The sequence below is a fragment of the Klebsiella sp. CN_Kp100 genome (assembly GCF_040065315.1).
GTDB classification, from domain to species: Bacteria; Pseudomonadota; Gammaproteobacteria; order Enterobacterales; family Enterobacteriaceae; genus Klebsiella; species Klebsiella oxytoca.
In genome coordinates this window covers 1-17,556 of the sequence record NZ_JBEAIJ010000048.1, presented here as the reverse complement: position 1 = coordinate 17,556, position 17,556 = coordinate 1, and the positions used below count along the sequence as shown (strand labels likewise).

14 protein-coding genes and 1 pseudogene are annotated in these 17,556 nt (G+C 58.3%); 10 read left to right on the top strand and 5 right to left on the bottom strand.

Translation table 11 applies throughout. The annotated features are described in order from the left end of the window. The first annotated feature begins 50 nt into the window (after window positions 1–50). Window positions 51–2,022: pseudogene (gene bglF / locus ABLV12_RS21940) on the top strand (PTS beta-glucoside transporter subunit IIABC). A gap of 17 nt (window positions 2,023–2,039) precedes the next feature. Beyond that, complete coding sequence (gene ascB / locus ABLV12_RS21935; protein ID WP_004103857.1) at window positions 2,040–3,434, top strand: 6-phospho-beta-glucosidase; 1,395 nt, start codon at window positions 2,040–2,042, stop codon at window positions 3,432–3,434. 63 nt (window positions 3,435–3,497) lie between these two features. Here ascB and ABLV12_RS21930 read toward each other — a convergent pair whose 3' ends face one another. Further along, window positions 3,498–4,232, bottom strand: a complete 735-nt coding sequence (locus ABLV12_RS21930) for a class I SAM-dependent methyltransferase (RefSeq protein WP_064396305.1) — start codon at window positions 4,230–4,232, stop codon at window positions 3,498–3,500. A 119-nt stretch (window positions 4,233–4,351) separates the two neighbouring features. Between ABLV12_RS21930 and mdtQ the strand changes: the two genes are divergently transcribed. Next, window positions 4,352–5,791 carry a multidrug resistance outer membrane protein MdtQ gene (gene mdtQ, locus ABLV12_RS21925; protein WP_024274489.1) on the top strand — a complete coding sequence of 480 codons (1,440 nt, stop codon included), beginning with the start codon at window positions 4,352–4,354 and terminating at the stop codon, window positions 5,789–5,791. Window positions 5,792–5,895: 104 nt separating this feature from the next. On the opposite strand, the gene ABLV12_RS21920 is transcribed toward mdtQ, so the two are convergent. Continuing rightward, window positions 5,896–6,465, bottom strand: a complete 570-nt coding sequence (locus ABLV12_RS21920) for a DedA family protein (protein WP_004103851.1) — start codon at window positions 6,463–6,465, stop codon at window positions 5,896–5,898. Window positions 6,466–6,620: 155 nt separating this feature from the next. Between ABLV12_RS21920 and ABLV12_RS21915 the strand changes: the two genes are divergently transcribed. Then, window positions 6,621–7,208: a Yip1 family protein gene (locus ABLV12_RS21915; protein WP_004103850.1), complete on the top strand. Its 588-nt coding sequence runs from the start codon at window positions 6,621–6,623 to the stop codon at window positions 7,206–7,208. A 173-nt stretch (window positions 7,209–7,381) separates the two neighbouring features. Then, window positions 7,382–8,329 (top strand): D-alanyl-D-alanine endopeptidase, encoded by a 948-nt coding sequence (gene pbpG / locus ABLV12_RS21910; protein WP_004103849.1) that lies wholly within the window; start codon window positions 7,382–7,384, stop codon window positions 8,327–8,329. Window positions 8,330–8,485: 156 nt separating this feature from the next. Here the strand turns inward: pbpG and ABLV12_RS21905 are convergent, their stop codons facing one another. Together ABLV12_RS21905 and dld are read right to left on the bottom strand one after the other, a co-directional pair. Next, a complete protein-coding gene (locus tag ABLV12_RS21905; RefSeq protein ID WP_004103848.1) occupies window positions 8,486–9,040 on the bottom strand; it encodes a GNAT family N-acetyltransferase in 555 nt (184 codons plus the stop codon). A 93-nt stretch (window positions 9,041–9,133) separates the two neighbouring features. Continuing rightward, on the bottom strand, window positions 9,134–10,876 hold the full coding sequence (gene dld / locus ABLV12_RS21900) for a D-lactate dehydrogenase (RefSeq protein ID WP_032728550.1): 1,743 nt from the start codon (window positions 10,874–10,876) through the stop codon (window positions 9,134–9,136). A gap of 194 nt (window positions 10,877–11,070) precedes the next feature. Between dld and bglX the strand changes: the two genes are divergently transcribed. From bglX to ABLV12_RS21875, 5 genes are all read left to right on the top strand, one after another. After that, window positions 11,071–13,368 (top strand): beta-glucosidase BglX, encoded by a 2,298-nt coding sequence (gene bglX / locus ABLV12_RS21895; RefSeq protein ID WP_064371114.1) that lies wholly within the window; start codon window positions 11,071–11,073, stop codon window positions 13,366–13,368. Between the two features lie 166 nt (window positions 13,369–13,534). Further along, window positions 13,535–14,452: an ABC transporter substrate-binding protein gene (locus ABLV12_RS21890; RefSeq protein ID WP_004114076.1), complete on the top strand. Its 918-nt coding sequence runs from the start codon at window positions 13,535–13,537 to the stop codon at window positions 14,450–14,452. A 7-nt stretch (window positions 14,453–14,459) separates the two neighbouring features. Beyond that, window positions 14,460–15,617, top strand: a complete 1,158-nt coding sequence (locus ABLV12_RS21885) for an ABC transporter permease (RefSeq protein WP_004103843.1) — start codon at window positions 14,460–14,462, stop codon at window positions 15,615–15,617. Further along, a complete protein-coding gene (locus tag ABLV12_RS21880) occupies window positions 15,610–16,557 on the top strand; it encodes an ABC transporter ATP-binding protein (protein ID WP_265785282.1) in 948 nt (315 codons plus the stop codon). Before ABLV12_RS21885 ends, ABLV12_RS21880 begins: the two co-directional genes overlap by 8 nt. Then, window positions 16,541–17,278, top strand: a complete 738-nt coding sequence (locus ABLV12_RS21875; protein ID WP_004103840.1) for an ABC transporter permease — start codon at window positions 16,541–16,543, stop codon at window positions 17,276–17,278. The genes ABLV12_RS21880 and ABLV12_RS21875 overlap by 17 nt, the downstream gene beginning before the upstream one ends. Here ABLV12_RS21875 and ABLV12_RS21870 read toward each other — a convergent pair. Continuing rightward, complete coding sequence (locus tag ABLV12_RS21870; protein WP_004103838.1) at window positions 17,253–17,366, bottom strand: protein YohO; 114 nt, start codon at window positions 17,364–17,366, stop codon at window positions 17,253–17,255. The two genes, ABLV12_RS21875 and ABLV12_RS21870, sit on opposite strands and share 26 nt — an antisense overlap. Window positions 17,367–17,556 lie beyond the last annotated feature (190 nt).

Below are 17,556 nucleotides of genomic sequence, written 5' to 3'. Positions count from 1 at the left end.
CCGATCGGGCCTGGCGCCAGGCTCCCACTCTACAACTGGATTGTTACTGCATTATGCAGGCAAAACCTGAGCGCAACGCTTACACGGCGTTGTTCTCGGGTTTTTTTATTTTTAATACTCAGTTAACGATGCCTGCGGGCAGCGGAAGTAAGGAAAAACAGCATGGAATATAAAGCACTCGCGCAGGATATTCTTAGCCGGGTAGGCGGCAAAGAGAATATTGTGAGTCTGGTTCACTGCGCAACGCGGCTGCGTTTTAAGCTTAAAGATAGCAAGAAGGCGGATGCCGAAGGACTGAAGGCGAATCCTGGCGTCATCATGGTGGTGGAAAGCGGCGGCCAGTTTCAGGTGGTCATCGGTAACCACGTACATGATGTCTGGCTGGCGGTGCGCAGCGAAGCCGGCCTGACGGACGACAGTGAGCCGGTTGCGGTGAAGGGCGAAAAAGTGTCGATTATCGGCCAGATTATCGACGTGGTTTCCGGTATTTTCACCCCGTTTATCGGCGTCCTGGCGGCCTCGGGGATCCTCAAAGGACTGCTGGCGCTGGCTGTCGTTTGCGGCTGGTTAACGACGCAACAGGCGACCTATAAAATCTGGTTTGCCGCCAGCGATGCGCTGTTCTTCTTTTTCCCGTTATTTCTCGGCTACACCGCCGGCAAGAAATTTGGCGGTAACGCCTTTATTACGATGGTGATCGGCGGCGCGTTAACTCATCCGCTGATGATTCAATCTTTCGAAGCCAGTATGGCGCCTGACGCCGCGGCGGAATATTTCCTTGGCATTCCGGTGACCTTTATCAATTACAGCTCGTCGGTCATCCCGATTATCCTCGCCTCGTGGGTGAGCTGCTGGATTGAGCGGCGGAGCAACGCAATACTGCCCTCGTCGATGAAGAACTTCTTTACCCCGGCGATTTGCCTGGCCGTGGTTGTCCCGCTCACGTTTCTGATTATCGGCCCGGTTGCGACCTGGCTGAGCCAGCAGCTGGCCAATGGCTATCTGCTTATCTATCAGGTTGCGCCCTGGCTTGCCGGGGCGGCGATGGGCGCGCTGTGGCAGGTGTGCGTCATCTTCGGTTTACACTGGGGCCTGATACCGTTGATGATTAACAACCTTACCGTGCTTGGCCATGATTCGATGATGCCGATGCTGTTGCCGGCGGTAATGGGTCAGGTTGGCGCCGCGCTGGGGATTTTCCTGCGCACTCGCGATGCCCGGCAAAAAGTGCTGGCGGGCTCGGCGGTATCCGCCGGGATCTTCGGCGTGACCGAGCCGGCGATTTATGGGCTGAATTTGCCGCTCCGCCGTCCCTTTATCTTCGGCTGCGTCGCTGGCGCTATCGGCGGCGCGATTGTCGGCTTCAGCGACAGCCACGTTTATTCTTTCGGTTTCGGTAACATTTTCACCCTGGCGCAGATGATCCCGCCGCAGGGCATTGACGCCACGGTGTGGGGCGGCGCGCTGGGAACGATTAGCGCATTAATCATCGCCTGCGTGCTCACGTTAGTCGCCGGGCTGCCGCGCAGCGCCGCCGAACAGGCGGCCGTTGTCGTGGCACCGGCCTCGGAAAACGATATTCTGGCGCCGATGACCGGCAGCGTGCTGGCGCTCGATCAGGTTCCAGATAGCACCTTCGCCAGCGGTTTACTTGGCCAGGGTGTGGCGATTATCCCTTCAGTAGGCAAAGTTATTGCGCCGTTCTCGGGGGAAGTCGCCTCGATTTTCCAGACGAAACATGCTATCGGCCTGCTGAGCGATAGCGGAATTGAACTGCTTATCCATGTGGGTATCGACACCGTCAAGCTCGATGGCGCGCCGTTCACCGCCCATGTTAAAGAGGGCGACAAAATTAAAGCGGGCGATCTGCTGCTGGAGTTTGACCGTCAGGCGATTCTGAACGCCGGTTACGATCTGGCGACGCCCATTATTATCAGCAACAGCGACGATTACCGTGCTCTCGACATTGTTTCCGCCAGCGCGGTGGATGCCGGTCAGCCGCTGTTGTCCGTAAGCCGTTAATCACAGGAGAGAGATGAATGAAGACATTCCCACAGGCGTTTTTATGGGGCGGCGCGACCGCGGCAAACCAGGTCGAAGGCGCTTATCTGGAAGAGGGGAAAGGATTAACCACTTCTGACGTCCAACCGCGCGGCGTATTTGGCGATGTGGTAGAACGCGTACCTGGCGATAGCGGCATAAAAGACGTCGCCATCGATTTCTATCATCGTTACCCGGAAGATATCAGCCTCTTTGCCGAAATGGGTTTTAACTGCCTGCGCGTATCGATTGCCTGGGCGCGTATTTTCCCTGAGGGCGACGAAACGCAGCCCAACGAAGCCGGACTGGCCTTTTACGACAAGTTGTTTGACGAAATGGCGAAGCACAATATCACTCCGCTGGTGACGCTGTCGCACTATGAGATGCCGTGGGCGCTGGTGAAAAACTACGGCGGCTGGGGCAATCGCAAAGTGATTGGCTTCTTCGAACGCTATGCCCGCACGGTGTTTGAGCGCTACAAGACGAAGGTCAAGCTGTGGCTGACCTTCAATGAAATCAATATGTCCCTGCACGCGCCGATGACCGGCGTTGGTCTGCCGGCTGACAGCAGCAAAGCGGACGTTTACCAGGCCATTCACCATCAGCTGGTGGCGAGCGCGCTGGCGGTTAAAGCCTGCCATGACATCGTGCCTGAGGGAAAAATCGGCAATATGCTGCTCGGCGGCCTGATGTATCCGCTGAGCTGCAAACCGGACGATATTTTTGAAACGCTGCAGCAGAACCGCAGCTGGCAGTTCTTTGGCGATGTCCAGTGCCGCGGCGCTTATCCGGGCTATATGCTGCGCTATTTCCGCGACAACGGCATTAGCCTTGAGATCACCGATGCCGATCGCGAAGCCCTGAAAGAGACCGTCGATTTTATCTCTTTTAGCTACTATATGACCGGCTGCGTGACCGCCGACGAAGAGCTGAACAAAAAATCGCGCGGCAATATTCTCAGCATGGTGCCAAACCCGCATCTGGCAAGTTCGGAGTGGGGCTGGCAGATTGACCCGCTCGGTCTGCGCACGCTGCTGAACGTGCTGTGGGATCGCTATCAGAAGCCGCTGTTTATCGTGGAAAACGGTCTCGGCGCGAAAGATAAAGTGGAAGCTGACGGCAGCATCAACGACGATTACCGGATCAGCTACCTTAACGACCATCTGGTGCAGGTTCGTGAGGCAATTGAGGACGGCGTTGAGGTGATGGGCTACACCAGCTGGGGACCTATCGACCTGGTGAGTGCTTCGAAAGCGGAGATGTCCAAACGCTATGGCTTTATCTACGTCGATCGCGATGATGAAGGCAACGGCACCCTGGCGCGCAGCCGCAAGAAGAGCTTCTGGTGGTATAAAGAGGTGATTGCCACTAACGGCGGCAGCTTAAAAGAGTAATGCCCTGAGCACGAAAGTAACATCATCCATATGGCCCGGATAACCTCCGGGCCATTTTGCGTATTACGCCGGCTTGCGCGCGCGCAGCAGAAAAATCATCGGCCGCTCTTTTTCTTCATCCAGCGCTGGCTGGGCGGCAATCTGCTCCGCCGTTGGCCCCCATTCATCCAGATGCTCGATGATAAAACCGGCGGCCACCAGCAGGTTTATCCAGGTGGACAGCTTGCGGTGCTGCTTCTTCACCCCGTCGGCAAACCAGTTGCTGATACGTTCGCCCTCCTGCTGGTAGTGGCTCACCGGCCAGCGCTTCTGTCCGTTCTCATCTTCCAGCCAGCTCTGCTGCGGCGGGGCGGTATAGATGGGATGCTCGGCGGAGAACAGCAGCGTACCGCCGGGCGTCAGCGCCTGGTAAACGGTAGCGAACAGCGGCGCCACGTCGGGCAGATAGTGTAGCGCCAGCGAGCTATAGACCAGCTCGCAGCTATTTGCGGGCAGGGTCAGGTTCTCCAGGTTTTCACAGCGGTAGTGGATACCTTCGCCGCGGGTCATTTCGCGGGCGCGCTCCAGCATCCGGCTGGAGAGATCCAGTCCCTCGACCTGCGCGGCGCCCCGATCGCGGGCCCAGCGGCAAAACCAACCGTAGCCGCAGCCAAGATCGACGACGCGTAAACCGGATAACGGCGGAAGCATTTGCTGTATGGTTGGCCACTCAGGCGCGCCTTCCAGCCCCTTAACTGAACGGTCGAGGGTGGCGTATCCGGCAAAAAAAGCGGGATCGTCATAGATGTTCTGACTCATTTTCACTCCATGAGAAGTTTATTTTTAGCCTGCTAATAGTTACGGCACACGCTTTACTAAACGGCTATGATGCAATTAGCTTAATATACCCGACCTTATTTAATCATCTGACCGATTTCATGAACCTGACTTTGAGCAAACGCGCGTTGGCTGGCCTGCCACTGGCCATCGCGCTGGCGGGCTGCGCGCCATCGCACGATATTGGCAATCCGCTCCAGCAGCAAACCCCGGCATCCCACGTATCAATGGAACTGCCCGCCGCCGTGAAAAACGGCTGGCCGCAAAGCAACTGGTGGCAGGATTATCATGACCCTCAGCTCAATAGCCTGATTCAGCGTGCCTTAGCCAATGCGCCGGACATGCAGATTGCCGGGCAGCGCATCAAACTGGCGGAAGCGCAGGCGCGGATGTCGCAATCCACCCTGGGACCGAATCTGGATTTTTCCGCCGATATTGAACGGCAGAAAATGTCTTCCGAGGGGCTGATGGGACCGTTTGCCACCGATACCGACGGCAATACCGGGCCGTGGTACACCAACGGTACCTTCGGGCTGACCGCCGGATGGGACCTGGATCTGTGGGGTAAAAACCGCGCGCTGTTACAAGCGCGAATCGGTGAAGTCAAAGCTCAGGTCGCTGAAGAAGCCCAGACCCGTGAACTGCTGGCCAGCAGCGTCGCCCGCCTTTACTGGCAGTGGCAGACCGAGGCGGCCATTAAAAACGTGCTGACGCAGATGAAACGCGAACAGAATAACGTCGTTACCGTGGATACTGCGCTGTATCAACGCGGGATCACCAACTCGGCCGAAGGGGCGGAGAACGACATTAACGTCAGTAAAACCGATCAGCAGCTTGCCGACGTTGCCGGCAGTATGAAAGAGATTGAAGCGCGGCTGATGGCGCTGACCAACAATCAGAGCCAGGCGCTGAATCTGCATCCGGCGGATTTGCCTGCCGTCAGCGCGCAAATGCCCAATGAGCTGGGCTATGAGCTGCTGGCGCGACGTCCTGATCTGCAGGTCGCCCACTGGTATATCGAAGCTTCCTTAAGCGAAATTGATGCCGCGAAAGCCGCGTTTTATCCGGATATCAACCTGATGGCCTTCCTGCAACAGGATGCTCTGCATCTCAGCGATCTGTTCCGCCACTCTGCCCAGCAGATGGGCGTCACTGCCGGGCTGACCCTGCCGATCTTTGATAGCGGTCGGCTGAACGCGAATCTGGATATCGCCAGCGCGCAAAATGGCCTGTCGATAGCGAAGTACAACAAAGCGGTGGTCGATGCGGTTAATCAGGTGGCGAAAACCGCCAGCCAGGTTGAGACGCTGATGGCGAAAAATCAGCAGCAGCAGCAGGTTGAAAAGGATGCTCAGCGGATGGTCGCTCTGGCTCAGGCGCGGATGAATGCCGGGATTATTTCCGGTTCGCGCGTCAGCCTGGCGAAGCTGCCCGCTTTGCAGGAGCGCATTACCGCTCTGCGTCTGCGCGGCCAGTGGCTTGATGCCAGCATCCAGCTAACCTCCGCGCTGGGCGGCGGGTATCATCAGGCGGCGAAGTAGTTCGGTTTCCCCGTCTTGCGCTGCGCTTAGCCGGGCTGCAGATCGCATGGTCTGTGGATCTGTCGCCCGGATAAGGCGTTGATGCCGCCATCCGGGCACTCTCATCACTCTTTCTTCTTTGCCTCGCGGCGCTTTAGCCACCAGTGCGCCGCAACCACCAGCACCACCGCCAGAATCAGCCAGATCCAGTGTTTCAAATGCGCGTCCAGATGGTGCAGCCACGGGCCTATCGCTTCGCCGCCGAGATAGCCGAGCGTGGTAAAAATTAACGCCCAGATAATCGCGCCGAGAATATTCAGCGGCAGAAACACCTTCGGTGGCAGTCGACTGGCGCCAATCAGCAGCGGGCCGATAACCCGGAAGCCGTACATAAAGCGGGTGCCGATGACAAACAGGTAGGGGCGACGCTGGATCATGCGCTGGGCTTTCTGGATCCGCTTCTTCTGCCGGGAAAACCGGCGCAGGATGCGTCCGCCAAAGCGTCTGCCGAGCAAATAAAGCAATTGATCGCCAATCATTCCCCCGAGGGCGACCGAGATAACCACCAGCCAGAACTTCAATAATCCCTGATGTGCCGCCACGCCGCCGAGCAGCGTGATGGTTTCGCCTTCCGCCATGCTGCCAATGACCAGCGCCGCGTAGCCGTACTGGGTAATCAGGTTATTGATATCCATATAAAGATAAACTCCATAAAACGTCAGTCCTTTAATCATACACCCTGATGATAAAAATGCCGGGGAAGCGCATTTTTCTTGCTGTACACAAAATAATCTACAAGGTGAATTATACTTGGATTAGTGCTGTACCACGCCGTGACAAGGGGGACGCTATGAACCATGTCTGGGGGCTCTTCTCGCATCCTAATCAAGAGATGAGCGTTATTAAAAGCGAAAACGAAACCGTTTCGCATCACTACACGCATCATGTGCTGGTTATGGCAGCGGTTCCGGTTATCTGCGCCTTTATCGGCACCACGCAGCTGGGCTGGAACTTCGGCGACGGCACGGTGATAAAACTGTCGCTGATGACCGGCCTGGCGCTGGCGGTGCTGTTTTATGCCGTGATGCTCGCCGGGGTCGCGGTGATGGGGCGGGTTATCTGGTGGATGGCACGAAGCTATCCGCAGCGGCCTTCCCTTAAACGCTGTATGGTTTTCGCCGGCTATGTCGCCACGCCGCTATTCCTGAGCGGGATCGTGGCGCTCTATCCGCTGGTGTGGCTGTGCGCGCTGGTGGGAACCGTCGCGCTGCTCTATACCGGCTATCTGCTGTATCTCGGGATCCCGACTTTCCTTGGCATCAATAAAGAAGAGGGGCTAAGTTTCGCCAGCTCGACCCTGGCGATTGGCGTGCTGGTGCTGGAAGTGCTGCTCGCCATCACCGTGATCCTCTGGGGCTACGGCTATCGACTCTTCTGATTAACTCATTGCCGGCATAAATAGTTTTTTATGTCGGCAATGCAGCATTTGTTCACGATTCTTATTAGCCAGCGCGCGTTCTGAAAGGGTATGATGATTTTTGCCAGCGGTGTTATCCCCAGCGCCGCGGCGTACGTTCATAACGTGCAAAAATACTTTTCAGAATGTTCACGATGACCAAATTTCGAGTTTCTTTGCTCAGCCTGACGTTGCTGCTGGCTGTGCCTTTTGCGCCCCAGGCGATGGCTAAATCCCCCGCGGCGGTGTCCGCTTCCCAGCCGGATATTGCGTCCGGCAGCGCGATGATCGTCGACCTTGCCAGCAAAAAGATCATCTATGCCAGCCAGCCGGATCTGGTTCGTCCGATGGCGTCGATCACCAAGGTGATGACCGCGATGGTGGTGCTGGATGCCCATCTGCCGCTTGATGAGATGCTGACCGTTGATATCAGCCAGACGCCTGAAATGAAAGGGATCTATTCACGCGTTCGCCTGAACAGCCAAATCAGCCGCCGCAATATGCTGCTGCTGGCGCTCATGTCGTCGGAAAACCGCGCCGCCGCCAGCCTGGCGCACCATTATCCCGGCGGCTATAACGCCTTTATTCGCGCGATGAACGCCAAAGCGCAGGCGCTGGGAATGACCCGCACCCGTTACGTTGAGCCCACTGGCCTGTCGATTCATAACGTTTCCACCGCGCGCGATCTGACTAAGCTGCTGATCGCCAGCGAGCAGTATCCGCTGATTGGCCAGCTGAGCACCACGAAGGAAGATATGGCGACTTTCGCCCATCCCGCCTACACGCTGCCGTTCCGTAACACCAATCATCTGGTCTATCGTGATAACTGGAATATTCAGCTGACCAAAACCGGTTTTACTAATGCTGCGGGCCACTGCCTGATTATGCGTACGGTGATTAATCAGCGCCCGGTAGCGCTGGTGGTGATGGATGCTTTTGGCAAATATACCCACTTTGCCGATGCCAGCCGTCTGAGAACGTGGATTGAAACCGGGAAGGTGATGCCGGTTCCGGCTTCCGCGCTCAGCTATAAAAAACAGCGCGAAGCGCAGATGGCCGATGCGATGCTGAAAGGCGGCGCGCAGACCGCGCAGAACGATTAACCCCCATTTCCCCGGATTACGGCGTAAACGCCTTATCCGGGCTACAGAACCGCGCTGAACCGTAGCCTGGCTAAGCGCAGCGCGAGCCGGGGGATTTTCCCGGAGGCGGCGCTGGCGCGCCTGTCCGTGCTACCGCTTACCCGCGACCCCGAGGGGTTACTCCGGCAGCGTCCAGTCGCCATCGCCGAGCGGGCGCTGCATAATCAAGGTGTCGCGCCAGTCGCCCATCTTATAACCAACGCTGCGCAGCTGGCCCGCCACGCTAAAACCGAACTTTTTATGAATTGCAATCGACGCGGCGTTACTGTGGCCGTCGCCGATAATGGCCAACATCTGTCGCCACGGTCCCTGTTCGCATTTCTCTATTAACCGGGAGAGCAGCGCGCTGCCGATGCCGCGTCCGCCCATTCCCGCCTCCACGTAAATGGACTCTTCGAGAGTGTAGCGGTAGGCCGGGCGAGGGCGATAAAACGTGGCGTAGCAGTAGCCGACGATGGTTCCGCGCCACAGGGCAACCAGCCACGGCAGCCCGCTATCGCGCACGGTTTTAATACGCTTGCGCATCTCGTCGACGGTCGGCGGGATCTCTTCAAAAGAGGCGCGTCCATTGAGCACGTGCCAGACGTACAGCGCGGCGATGGCGTGGGCGTCATCGGGCAGCGCCTCGCGGATCTCTAAGTCAGCGTCGTGTAATTTATCCACTGCGGACATGTTGGGTTCCTTAAGCGGGTTTGCCGGAGAGGAGATTTCTCCGGCGTGCAGCGTAATACAGAAGCCCCGCGGCTGAACAGCCCCTCGTGGGGATTATTGCGGGTCGGTAGTGCTTGCCGCGTTATCCGGCGTTTCTCCCCAGTATTTTTGCTTGCTGGTTTTGCCGATCCCCGGGTTCATACTGTTGGTTGGATCGTTCTCACGATAGAAACGTTTTAAGCTTTCCGGCGCCTCATAGAGATGGCCGACGTTATGCTCGGCGGGATACTGAGCGCCGCGCTCCTTCAGCAGCACCAGCATTTTCTCCTTCAGTTCGTGGGCATCGACGCCTTTTTTCACGATGTAATCCTGATGGAAAACGTGACACATAAAGTGACCGTAATAGAGCTTATGCACCAGTTGGCTGTCAATATCAGCGGGAAGATGCTCAAACCATTCGGTATCGTTACGGCGCAGGGCGATATCCAGCGCCAGAATATCTTCCACCTCATCGGCGTGAACCGCTTGATAGCGGATCGCCGCACCCGCAGCGGCAAAGCGGTGCAGGAAGGCTTTGCTGCCTTCTTCCGCGGTGCAGACGAAGAAATCCCCTTCGGCATTCTGGAAATACTCTCCAAGCCATGCCTGGGCTTCTTCGATGCCATCGCCCGCCATTTTCAGCAGCAGATGGTGTTCATATTTATCGCGCCAGGTTTTCATTCGCTCCGGCAGGTGCGCCGGGAAGACGTGACCCAGCTTCTGCATAAAGCGGTCGGTGAAGTGCGGCTTAAACAGAGAGACTTTCTCCAGCATCGCGTCGGTGCGGCCCTTCATGGTAAAGAAGAACGGCATTTTATCGGTGCCGAGCTTGTCGATCATCAGGAAGGTATCTTTCCCGTACTGCTCGGCGATGTCGTAAATATCGCGGTGCATGTACTCGCCCGCAACCGGCAGATGGCTGAATTCGGCGAGAATATGGCGGCGAATTTCGGTCAGCACTTCCGGCTGGTTGGTGCCGATGTAGAACACCTGCTGGCGTTTTTCCGCCGGGAAAGTATCGAGGCGCACGGCGAACACCGCCAGCTTGCCGGCGCAACCCGAGGATTCAAACAGGCGGTCCGGGTCGGCGTTGTAGCGCGCCGGGGTATCGGCATTCACGTCGCGCACGCGGGTGACGTAATCATGATCGTGAGCGTGGCGGCCATCGTGGCGGACATCTTCATCTTTAACCCGCTCGTCGTCGAGGCGGCTGAGGATCTGCTCCGGCGTGGTGCCGAGGTCGATGCCGAGGTGGTTCACCAGCGTCAGCTTGCCGTTTTCATCAATTTGCGCGTACAGCGACATTTCGGTATACGCCGGGCCACGCTGTACCAGCGAGCCGCCGGAGTTGTTGCAGATCCCGCCGACCACCGATGCCCCGATGCAGGATGAGCCAATGACGGAGTGCGGTTCGCGACCCAGCGGCTTCAGCGCTTTTTCCAGCGAATAGAGCGTTGTGCCGGGATAAGCCAGTACCTGTTCGCCTTTATCCAGCAGGTGCAGTTTATCCAGGCGCAGGGTGCTGATAATGACGATGTCGCGATCGTAATCATTGCCGTTCGGCGTTGAGCCTTCGGTCAGGCCGGTATTTGCCGCCTGCATCAGAATGATTTTATCGGCGTTGACGCAGGCGTTCAGCACGCGCCACAGCTCCAGCAGCGTGCCGGGAAAGACCACCGCCAGCGCTTCCCCCTGGCCGGAGCGGAAGCCTTTGCGATAGCGCTGGGTTTTGGCCGGGTCGGTCAACAGATGGGAGGTGCCAACCAGGCGAGCGAGTTCAGCCAGAAAAGCGTTGTTATGAGTTGTTGCAGATGACATGTTCCACTCCTTGTGGCGGTACAAAATTATCAAAAATAAGAATAGCCCTTTGTATGACAATTTGATGCATCAATGTTTCGAAAAATCAGAGAACAACGCGCGCTTTCTTCAGGCGTCTCGTTTATGTTTATGGCAGACTTCGATTTTTGCTATCTTTTCGCCGATCTGGCCGACTGGAACAATGAGGGATAAAAATGAAATGGCTTTGTACTGTAGGCGTCGCTGTGAGCCTGGCGCTGCAACCCGCGCTGGCGGATGAATTGTTCGGCAATCATCCCTTAACGCCGCAGGCGCGGGATGCGTTTGTGACCGAACTGCTGACGAAAATGACGGTGGACGAAAAAATCGGTCAGCTGCGCTTGATTAGCGTCGGTCCGGATAACCCGAAAGAAGCCATCCGCGAAATGATAAAAGAGGGGCAGGTAGGGGCGATTTTTAACACCGTGACCCGCCATGATATCCGCGCTATGCAGGATCAGGTGATGGCGCTCAGCCGCCTGAAAATCCCGCTGTTTTTCGCTTTTGACGTGCTGCACGGCCAGCGCACGGTATTTCCGATATCTCTTGGCCTGGCTTCCTCTTTCAACCTCGATGCGGTGAATACCGTCGGGCGGATTTCAGCTTACGAAGCGGCCGACGATGGCCTGAACATGACCTGGGCGCCGATGGTCGACGTCTCCCGCGACCCGCGCTGGGGCCGCGCCTCGGAAGGCTTTGGCGAAGACACTTATCTCACCACCATCATGGGGGAAGAGATGGTGAAATCCATGCAGGGCAAAAGCCCGGCGGACCGCTACTCGGTGATGACCAGCGTTAAGCACTTTGCCGCCTACGGCGCGGTCGAAGGCGGCAAAGAGTACAACACCGTCGATATGAGCCCGCAGCGCCTGTTTAACGACTATATGCCGCCGTATAAAGCGGGGCTGGACGCAGGCAGCGGCGCGGTAATGGTCGCGCTCAACTCGCTTAACGGTACTCCGGCAACCTCGGATTCCTGGCTGCTGAAGGACGTGCTGCGCGACCAGTGGGGCTTCAAAGGCATCACCGTGTCCGACCATGGGGCCATAAAGGAGTTGATCAAACACGGCGTGGCCGCGGACCCGGAAGACGCGGTGCGCGTGGCGCTGAAGTCCGGCATCAACATGAGCATGAGCGATGAATACTACAGTAAGTATCTGCCCGGGCTGGTGAAGTCCGGCAAGGTGACGATGGCGGAGCTCGATGACGCAACCCGCCACGTGCTGAACGTCAAATACGATATGGGGCTGTTTAACGATCCCTATAGCCACCTGGGGCCGAAAGATTCCGATCCGCAGGATACCAACGCCGAAAGCCGTCTGCATCGTAAAGAAGCGCGTGACGTGGCGCGCGAAAGCCTGGTGTTGCTGAAAAACCGTCTCGACACGCTGCCGCTGAAAAAATCGGGCACTATCGCGGTAATCGGCGCGCTGGCCGACAGCAAGCGCGACATGATGGGCAGCTGGTCAGCGGCGGGCGTGGCCGATCAGTCGGTCACCGTGCTGGCCGGAATGCAAAAGGCGCTGGGCGATCAGGGCAAAATCATCTATGCCAAAGGCGCCAACGTCACTGATGATAAAGGTATCGTCGACTTCCTTAATCTGTACGAGAAAGCGGTGCAGGTTGATCCGCGCTCGCCGCAGGAGATGATTGATGAAGCGGTGGCGGCGGCGAAGCAGTCCGACGTGGTGGTTGCCGTGGTGGGTGAAGCGCAGGGTATGGCGCATGAAGCCTCCAGCCGCACCGACATCACCCTGCCGCAGAGCCAGCGCGCCCTCATTAGCGCGCTGAAAGCGACCGGTAAACCGCTGGTGCTGGTGCTGATGAACGGCCGTCCGCTGGCGCTGGTGAAAGAGGATCAGCAGGCCGATGCGATACTCGAAACCTGGTTCGCCGGTACCGAAGGCGGCAACGCCATTGCCGACGTGCTGTTCGGCGACTACAACCCGTCGGGCAAACTGCCGATGTCCTTCCCGCGTTCGGTCGGGCAGATCCCAACCTACTACAGCCATCTCAATACCGGTCGCCCGTACAATGCAGATAAGCCGAACAAGTACACCTCGCGCTACTTTGACGAGGCCAACGGCCCGCTCTATCCCTTTGGCTACGGCCTGAGCTATACCACCTTTAGCGTTTCCGATGTGAAAATGTCGGCGCCGACCCTGCAGCGCGACGGCAGCGTAACCGCCAGCGTGCAGGTGACCAATACCGGCAAGCGTGAAGGGGCGACGGTGATTCAGCTTTATCTGCAGGACGTCACCGCTTCCCTGAGCCGGCCGGTGAAAATGCTGCGCGGCTTTAAGAAGGTGACCCTCAAGCCGGGTGAGACGCAAACCGTCAGCTTCCCGATTGACATTGAGGCGCTGAAGTTCTGGAACCAGCAGATGAAGTACGACGCCGAGCCGGGCAAATTCAACGTCTTTATCGGCGTCGATTCCGCCCGCGTGAAGCAGGGCGAGTTCGAACTGCTGTAATTGCGCTTTGTCGCCCGGGTAAGGCTGTAGCCGCCGCACGGGAACACGCATTCCTTATCCCAAAGGCCAATTTATCGGCCTTTTCTTTTTCCGCTCCGCCCCAAATGAACTACGCTTTTGGCTTAAGCTCCTGTTAATGGAGCGCAAATTAAAGAGGGACGCGAGAATGATAAAGGCAAGTATGTGGTCCGGCACGCTGGCGCTGGCGGCCCTGATAAGTCTGCCGCTGCAGGCGGCGGAGCCGGTTAAAGTCGGCTCAAAAATCGATACCGAAGGGGCGCTGCTCGGCAATATTATTTTGCAGGTGCTGGAAAGCCACGGAGTGAAAACCGTCAATAAAATCCAGCTCGGCACCACGCCGGTGGTGCGCGGAGCGATAACCGCCGGTGAACTGGATATCTATCCGGAATATACCGGTAACGGCGCCTTCTTCTTTAAAGCGGAGAACGACCCGGCGTGGAAAAACGCGCAGCAGGGCTACGAGAAAGTCAAAAAGCTGGACGCGGAAAAGAATAAGCTCGTGTGGCTTACCCCGGCTCCGGCCAACAATACCTGGACCATCGCCGTTCGTCAGGATCTGGCGGAAAAAAATAACCTCGCCTCGTTAAGCGACCTTGCCGGCTATCTGCAAAAGGGCGGTGACTTTAAGCTGGCCGCTTCGGCGGAATTTATTGAACGGCCGGACGCGCTGCCGGCATTTGAAAAAGCCTACGACTTTACGCTCAAACAGAACCAGCTGCTGTCGCTGGCGGGCGGCGATACGGCGGTCACCATTAAAGCGGCGGCGCAGCAGACCTCCGGCGTAAATGCGGCGATGGCCTACGGCACCGATGGCCCGGTCGCCGCGCTGGGCCTGCAAACCCTGAGCGACCCGAAGGGCGTGCAGCCAATTTACGCCCCGGCCCCGGTCGTGCGTGAAGCAGTGCTGAAAGAATACCCGCAGATAGCCGACTGGCTACAGCCGGTCTTTGCCAGCCTGGATGAAAAGACCCTGCAAAAGCTGAACGCCAGTATTGCGGTAGAGGGCCTGGATGCGAAGAAAGTCGCCGCCGACTATCTGCAACAAAAAGGGCTGCTGAAGTAGAGTTCGCGTGACGATTCGTTGCTGTAACCGCGTTGCGCTGCTGCTGGCATTATTACTGCTGCTGGCGATGGCGCTGCCGTTTATCAATTATGCGCCTAACCGGCTGTTATCCGGCGAGGGCCGTTGGCTATGGCAGGTCTGGCCATGGCTGGCGGGCGTGCAGGCGGGGGCGGCGCTGTTCATCGCGCTGCTGTGCTGGCGGCCGGGGCGCTTCCCGCTGCTGGTCATCTTCCTGCTGGCGGATCTGCTGCTGCCTGCGCTGCTTTGGGGGGCCGGCGGGGCGGCGGTGCAGCTGGCGCAGAACGGTTCGTCGCTGGCCCGTACCTCGCCGGGCAGCGGCCTGTGGCTGGCGCTGGCGCTCTGTCTGCTTATCGCCAGCGATGCCGTTCGCCGTCTGACTTCCCGTGCCCTGTGGCGCTGGTTGCTCAATGCGCAAATCTGGCTGCTGCCCGCGCTGCTGCTGGGACTGGGGAGCCTCGATGAACTCTCTCTGCTGAAAGAGTATTTCAATCGCCGGGAAGTGTTTGACGATGCGCTGTCGCAGCATGTGACTCTGCTGCTCGGTACCCTGCTGCCGGGGCTGCTGATTGGGCTGCCCATTGGCGTTTGGCTCTGGCGCTTCCCACGCTGGCAATCGCCGGTTTTTGCGGTTCTCAATGTGATTCAGACCGTTCCCTCCGTGGCGCTGTTCGGCCTGCTTATTGCGCCGCTGGCGGGGCTGGCGCGCCAGTTTCCTTCGCTTGCCCAGCTCGGCGTTTCCGGAACCGGCATTACGCCTGCGCTGATTGCGCTGGTGCTGTATGCGCTGTTGCCGCTGGTACGCGGGGTGACGGTCGGCCTACAGCAGGTTCCGCGTGAAGCGCTGGAGAGCGCGGTGGCGATGGGGATGAGCGGCGGACAGCGGTTTCGTCAGGTACAGCTACCGCTGGCATTGCCCGTATTGTTGCGCAGCCTGCGGGTGGTTAGCGTACAAACCGTCGGTATGGCGGTCGTCGCAGCGCTGATTGGCGCAGGCGGCTTTGGCGCGCTGGTTTTCCAGGGCCTACTCAGCAGCGCGCTGGATCTGGTGCTGCTTGGGGTGATCCCGACCATCGCGCTGGCGGTGGTGGTGGATGCGCTATTCGCGCTGTGGGGCGCATTACTCAAAGGAGAGGTCCGTGATTGAGTTCGACGGCGTCAATAAAGCCTTTGCCGGACAGCCTGCGGTGAAAAACCTCAATCTGCATCTGCGCGAGGGGGCATTTTCGGTGCTGATTGGCACCTCAGGTTCGGGGAAATCGACCACGCTGAAGATGATCAATCGCCTGGTGGAGCATGATAGCGGGACGATCCGTTTCGCCGGGCAGGATATCCGCCAGCAGCCGGTGCTCGAACTGCGCCGCAGAATGGGCTACGCCATCCAGTCCATCGGCCTGTTTCCCCACTGGACGGTGGCGCAAAACATTGCCACCGTTCCGCAGTTGCAAAAGTGGTCGCGGCAAAAAACGCAGGCGCGGGTTGATGAATTGATGGCCTTGCTGGGGCTCGAGCCGGTGCTGCGCGAACGTTATCCCCATCAGCTTTCCGGCGGCCAGCAGCAGCGCGTCGGCGTGGCGCGCGCGCTGGCGGCGAATCCGCAGGTGTTGCTCATGGACGAACCCTTTGGCGCGCTCGATCCGGTGACGCGGGAAGCTCTGCAACAGGAGATGATCCGCATTCATCGTCTGCTGGGACGCACGATTGTGCTGGTGACCCACGATATCGATGAGGCGCTGCGGCTGGCGGATCATCTGGTGTTGATGGACGGCGGCGAAGTAGTGCAGCAGGGCCAGCCGCTGCAGATGCTGCTGGAGCCAAAAAATGCCTTTGTGCAGACCTTCTTTGGCCGCAGCGAACTGGGCGTGCGCCTGCTGTCGCTGCGCGGCGTGAGTGATTATCTGCGCCGCGATGAGCGCCTGGCGGGAGATGCGTTAAACGTGGCGATGACCCTGCGCGAGGCGCTATCGCAGTTTATTGCTCATCGCTGCGAGGTATTGCCGGTAGTGGATGAGCGGGGAGAGTCCTGCGGGACGTTGCATTTTGCCGACCTGCTGCGCGAGGAGGCCCGGCGTGAAGGTGCTACGTGATCCGCTGCTGTGGCTGAGCGCAATGTTTGTCGCGCTGCTGCTGGCGTTGCCCTACAGCGCGCCGCTATTCAGCGCGCTGTTTCCCGAGCTGCCGCGCCCGGTTTATCAGCAGGAGAGTTTTATTTCGCTGACCCTGGCGCACTGTTGGCTGGTGGCACTCTCCAGCCTCGCGGCTACGGTGGTGGGCGTCGGGGCAGGGATTGCGGTCACCCGGCCTTCCGGCCATGAGTTTCGCCCCCTGGTAGAGACGATCGCCGCGATGGGACAGACGTTTCCACCGGTTGCGGTGCTGGCGATTGCGGTTCCGGTGATGGGATTCGGCTGGCAGCCCGCGCTGATCGCGCTGGCGCTGTACGGCATATTGCCGGTTTTACAGGGTACGCTGGCGGGATTGGGGGCGGTACCGTCCGGCGTATTATCTATCGCTCAGGGGATGGGAATGACCGGCTGGCAGAGATTGATAAAGGTGGAGCTGCCGCTGGCGGCGCCGGTGATGCTCGCTGGCATTCGTACCTCGACCATCGTGAATATGGGGACGGCGACCATTGCGTCAACCGTCGGCGCGAATACGCTCGGCACGCCGATTGTTATCGGCCTGAGCGGATTTAATACCGCTTATGTCATTCAGGGGGCGCTGCTGGTGGCGCTGGCAGCAATTATCGTCGATCGCGGCTTTGAACGGCTGACCCGGCTAATCAGCCGACACCGCCGCGAACAATAAATGAATAGCCAGCCAGCATCACGCCGCCGATGCCGCTGATGGCCATAAATAAGAACAGAGTAATAACCGCAATTTTCGCTGGCTTCATAATAGGCTCCTGATGTTAACGCAAGGATTATACGGTGAAGCGCGGGTGTTAATGAAACATTAATTGCGGTTTAGCTACGACAGCCCCCCGGCTTGCGCTGCGCTTAGCCGGGCTACCGGGCCACAGATTGCCGGTAACCCGTAGCCCGATGTGATGGACACCTCCCCCTTACGGCATCAAAGTGCCAGAC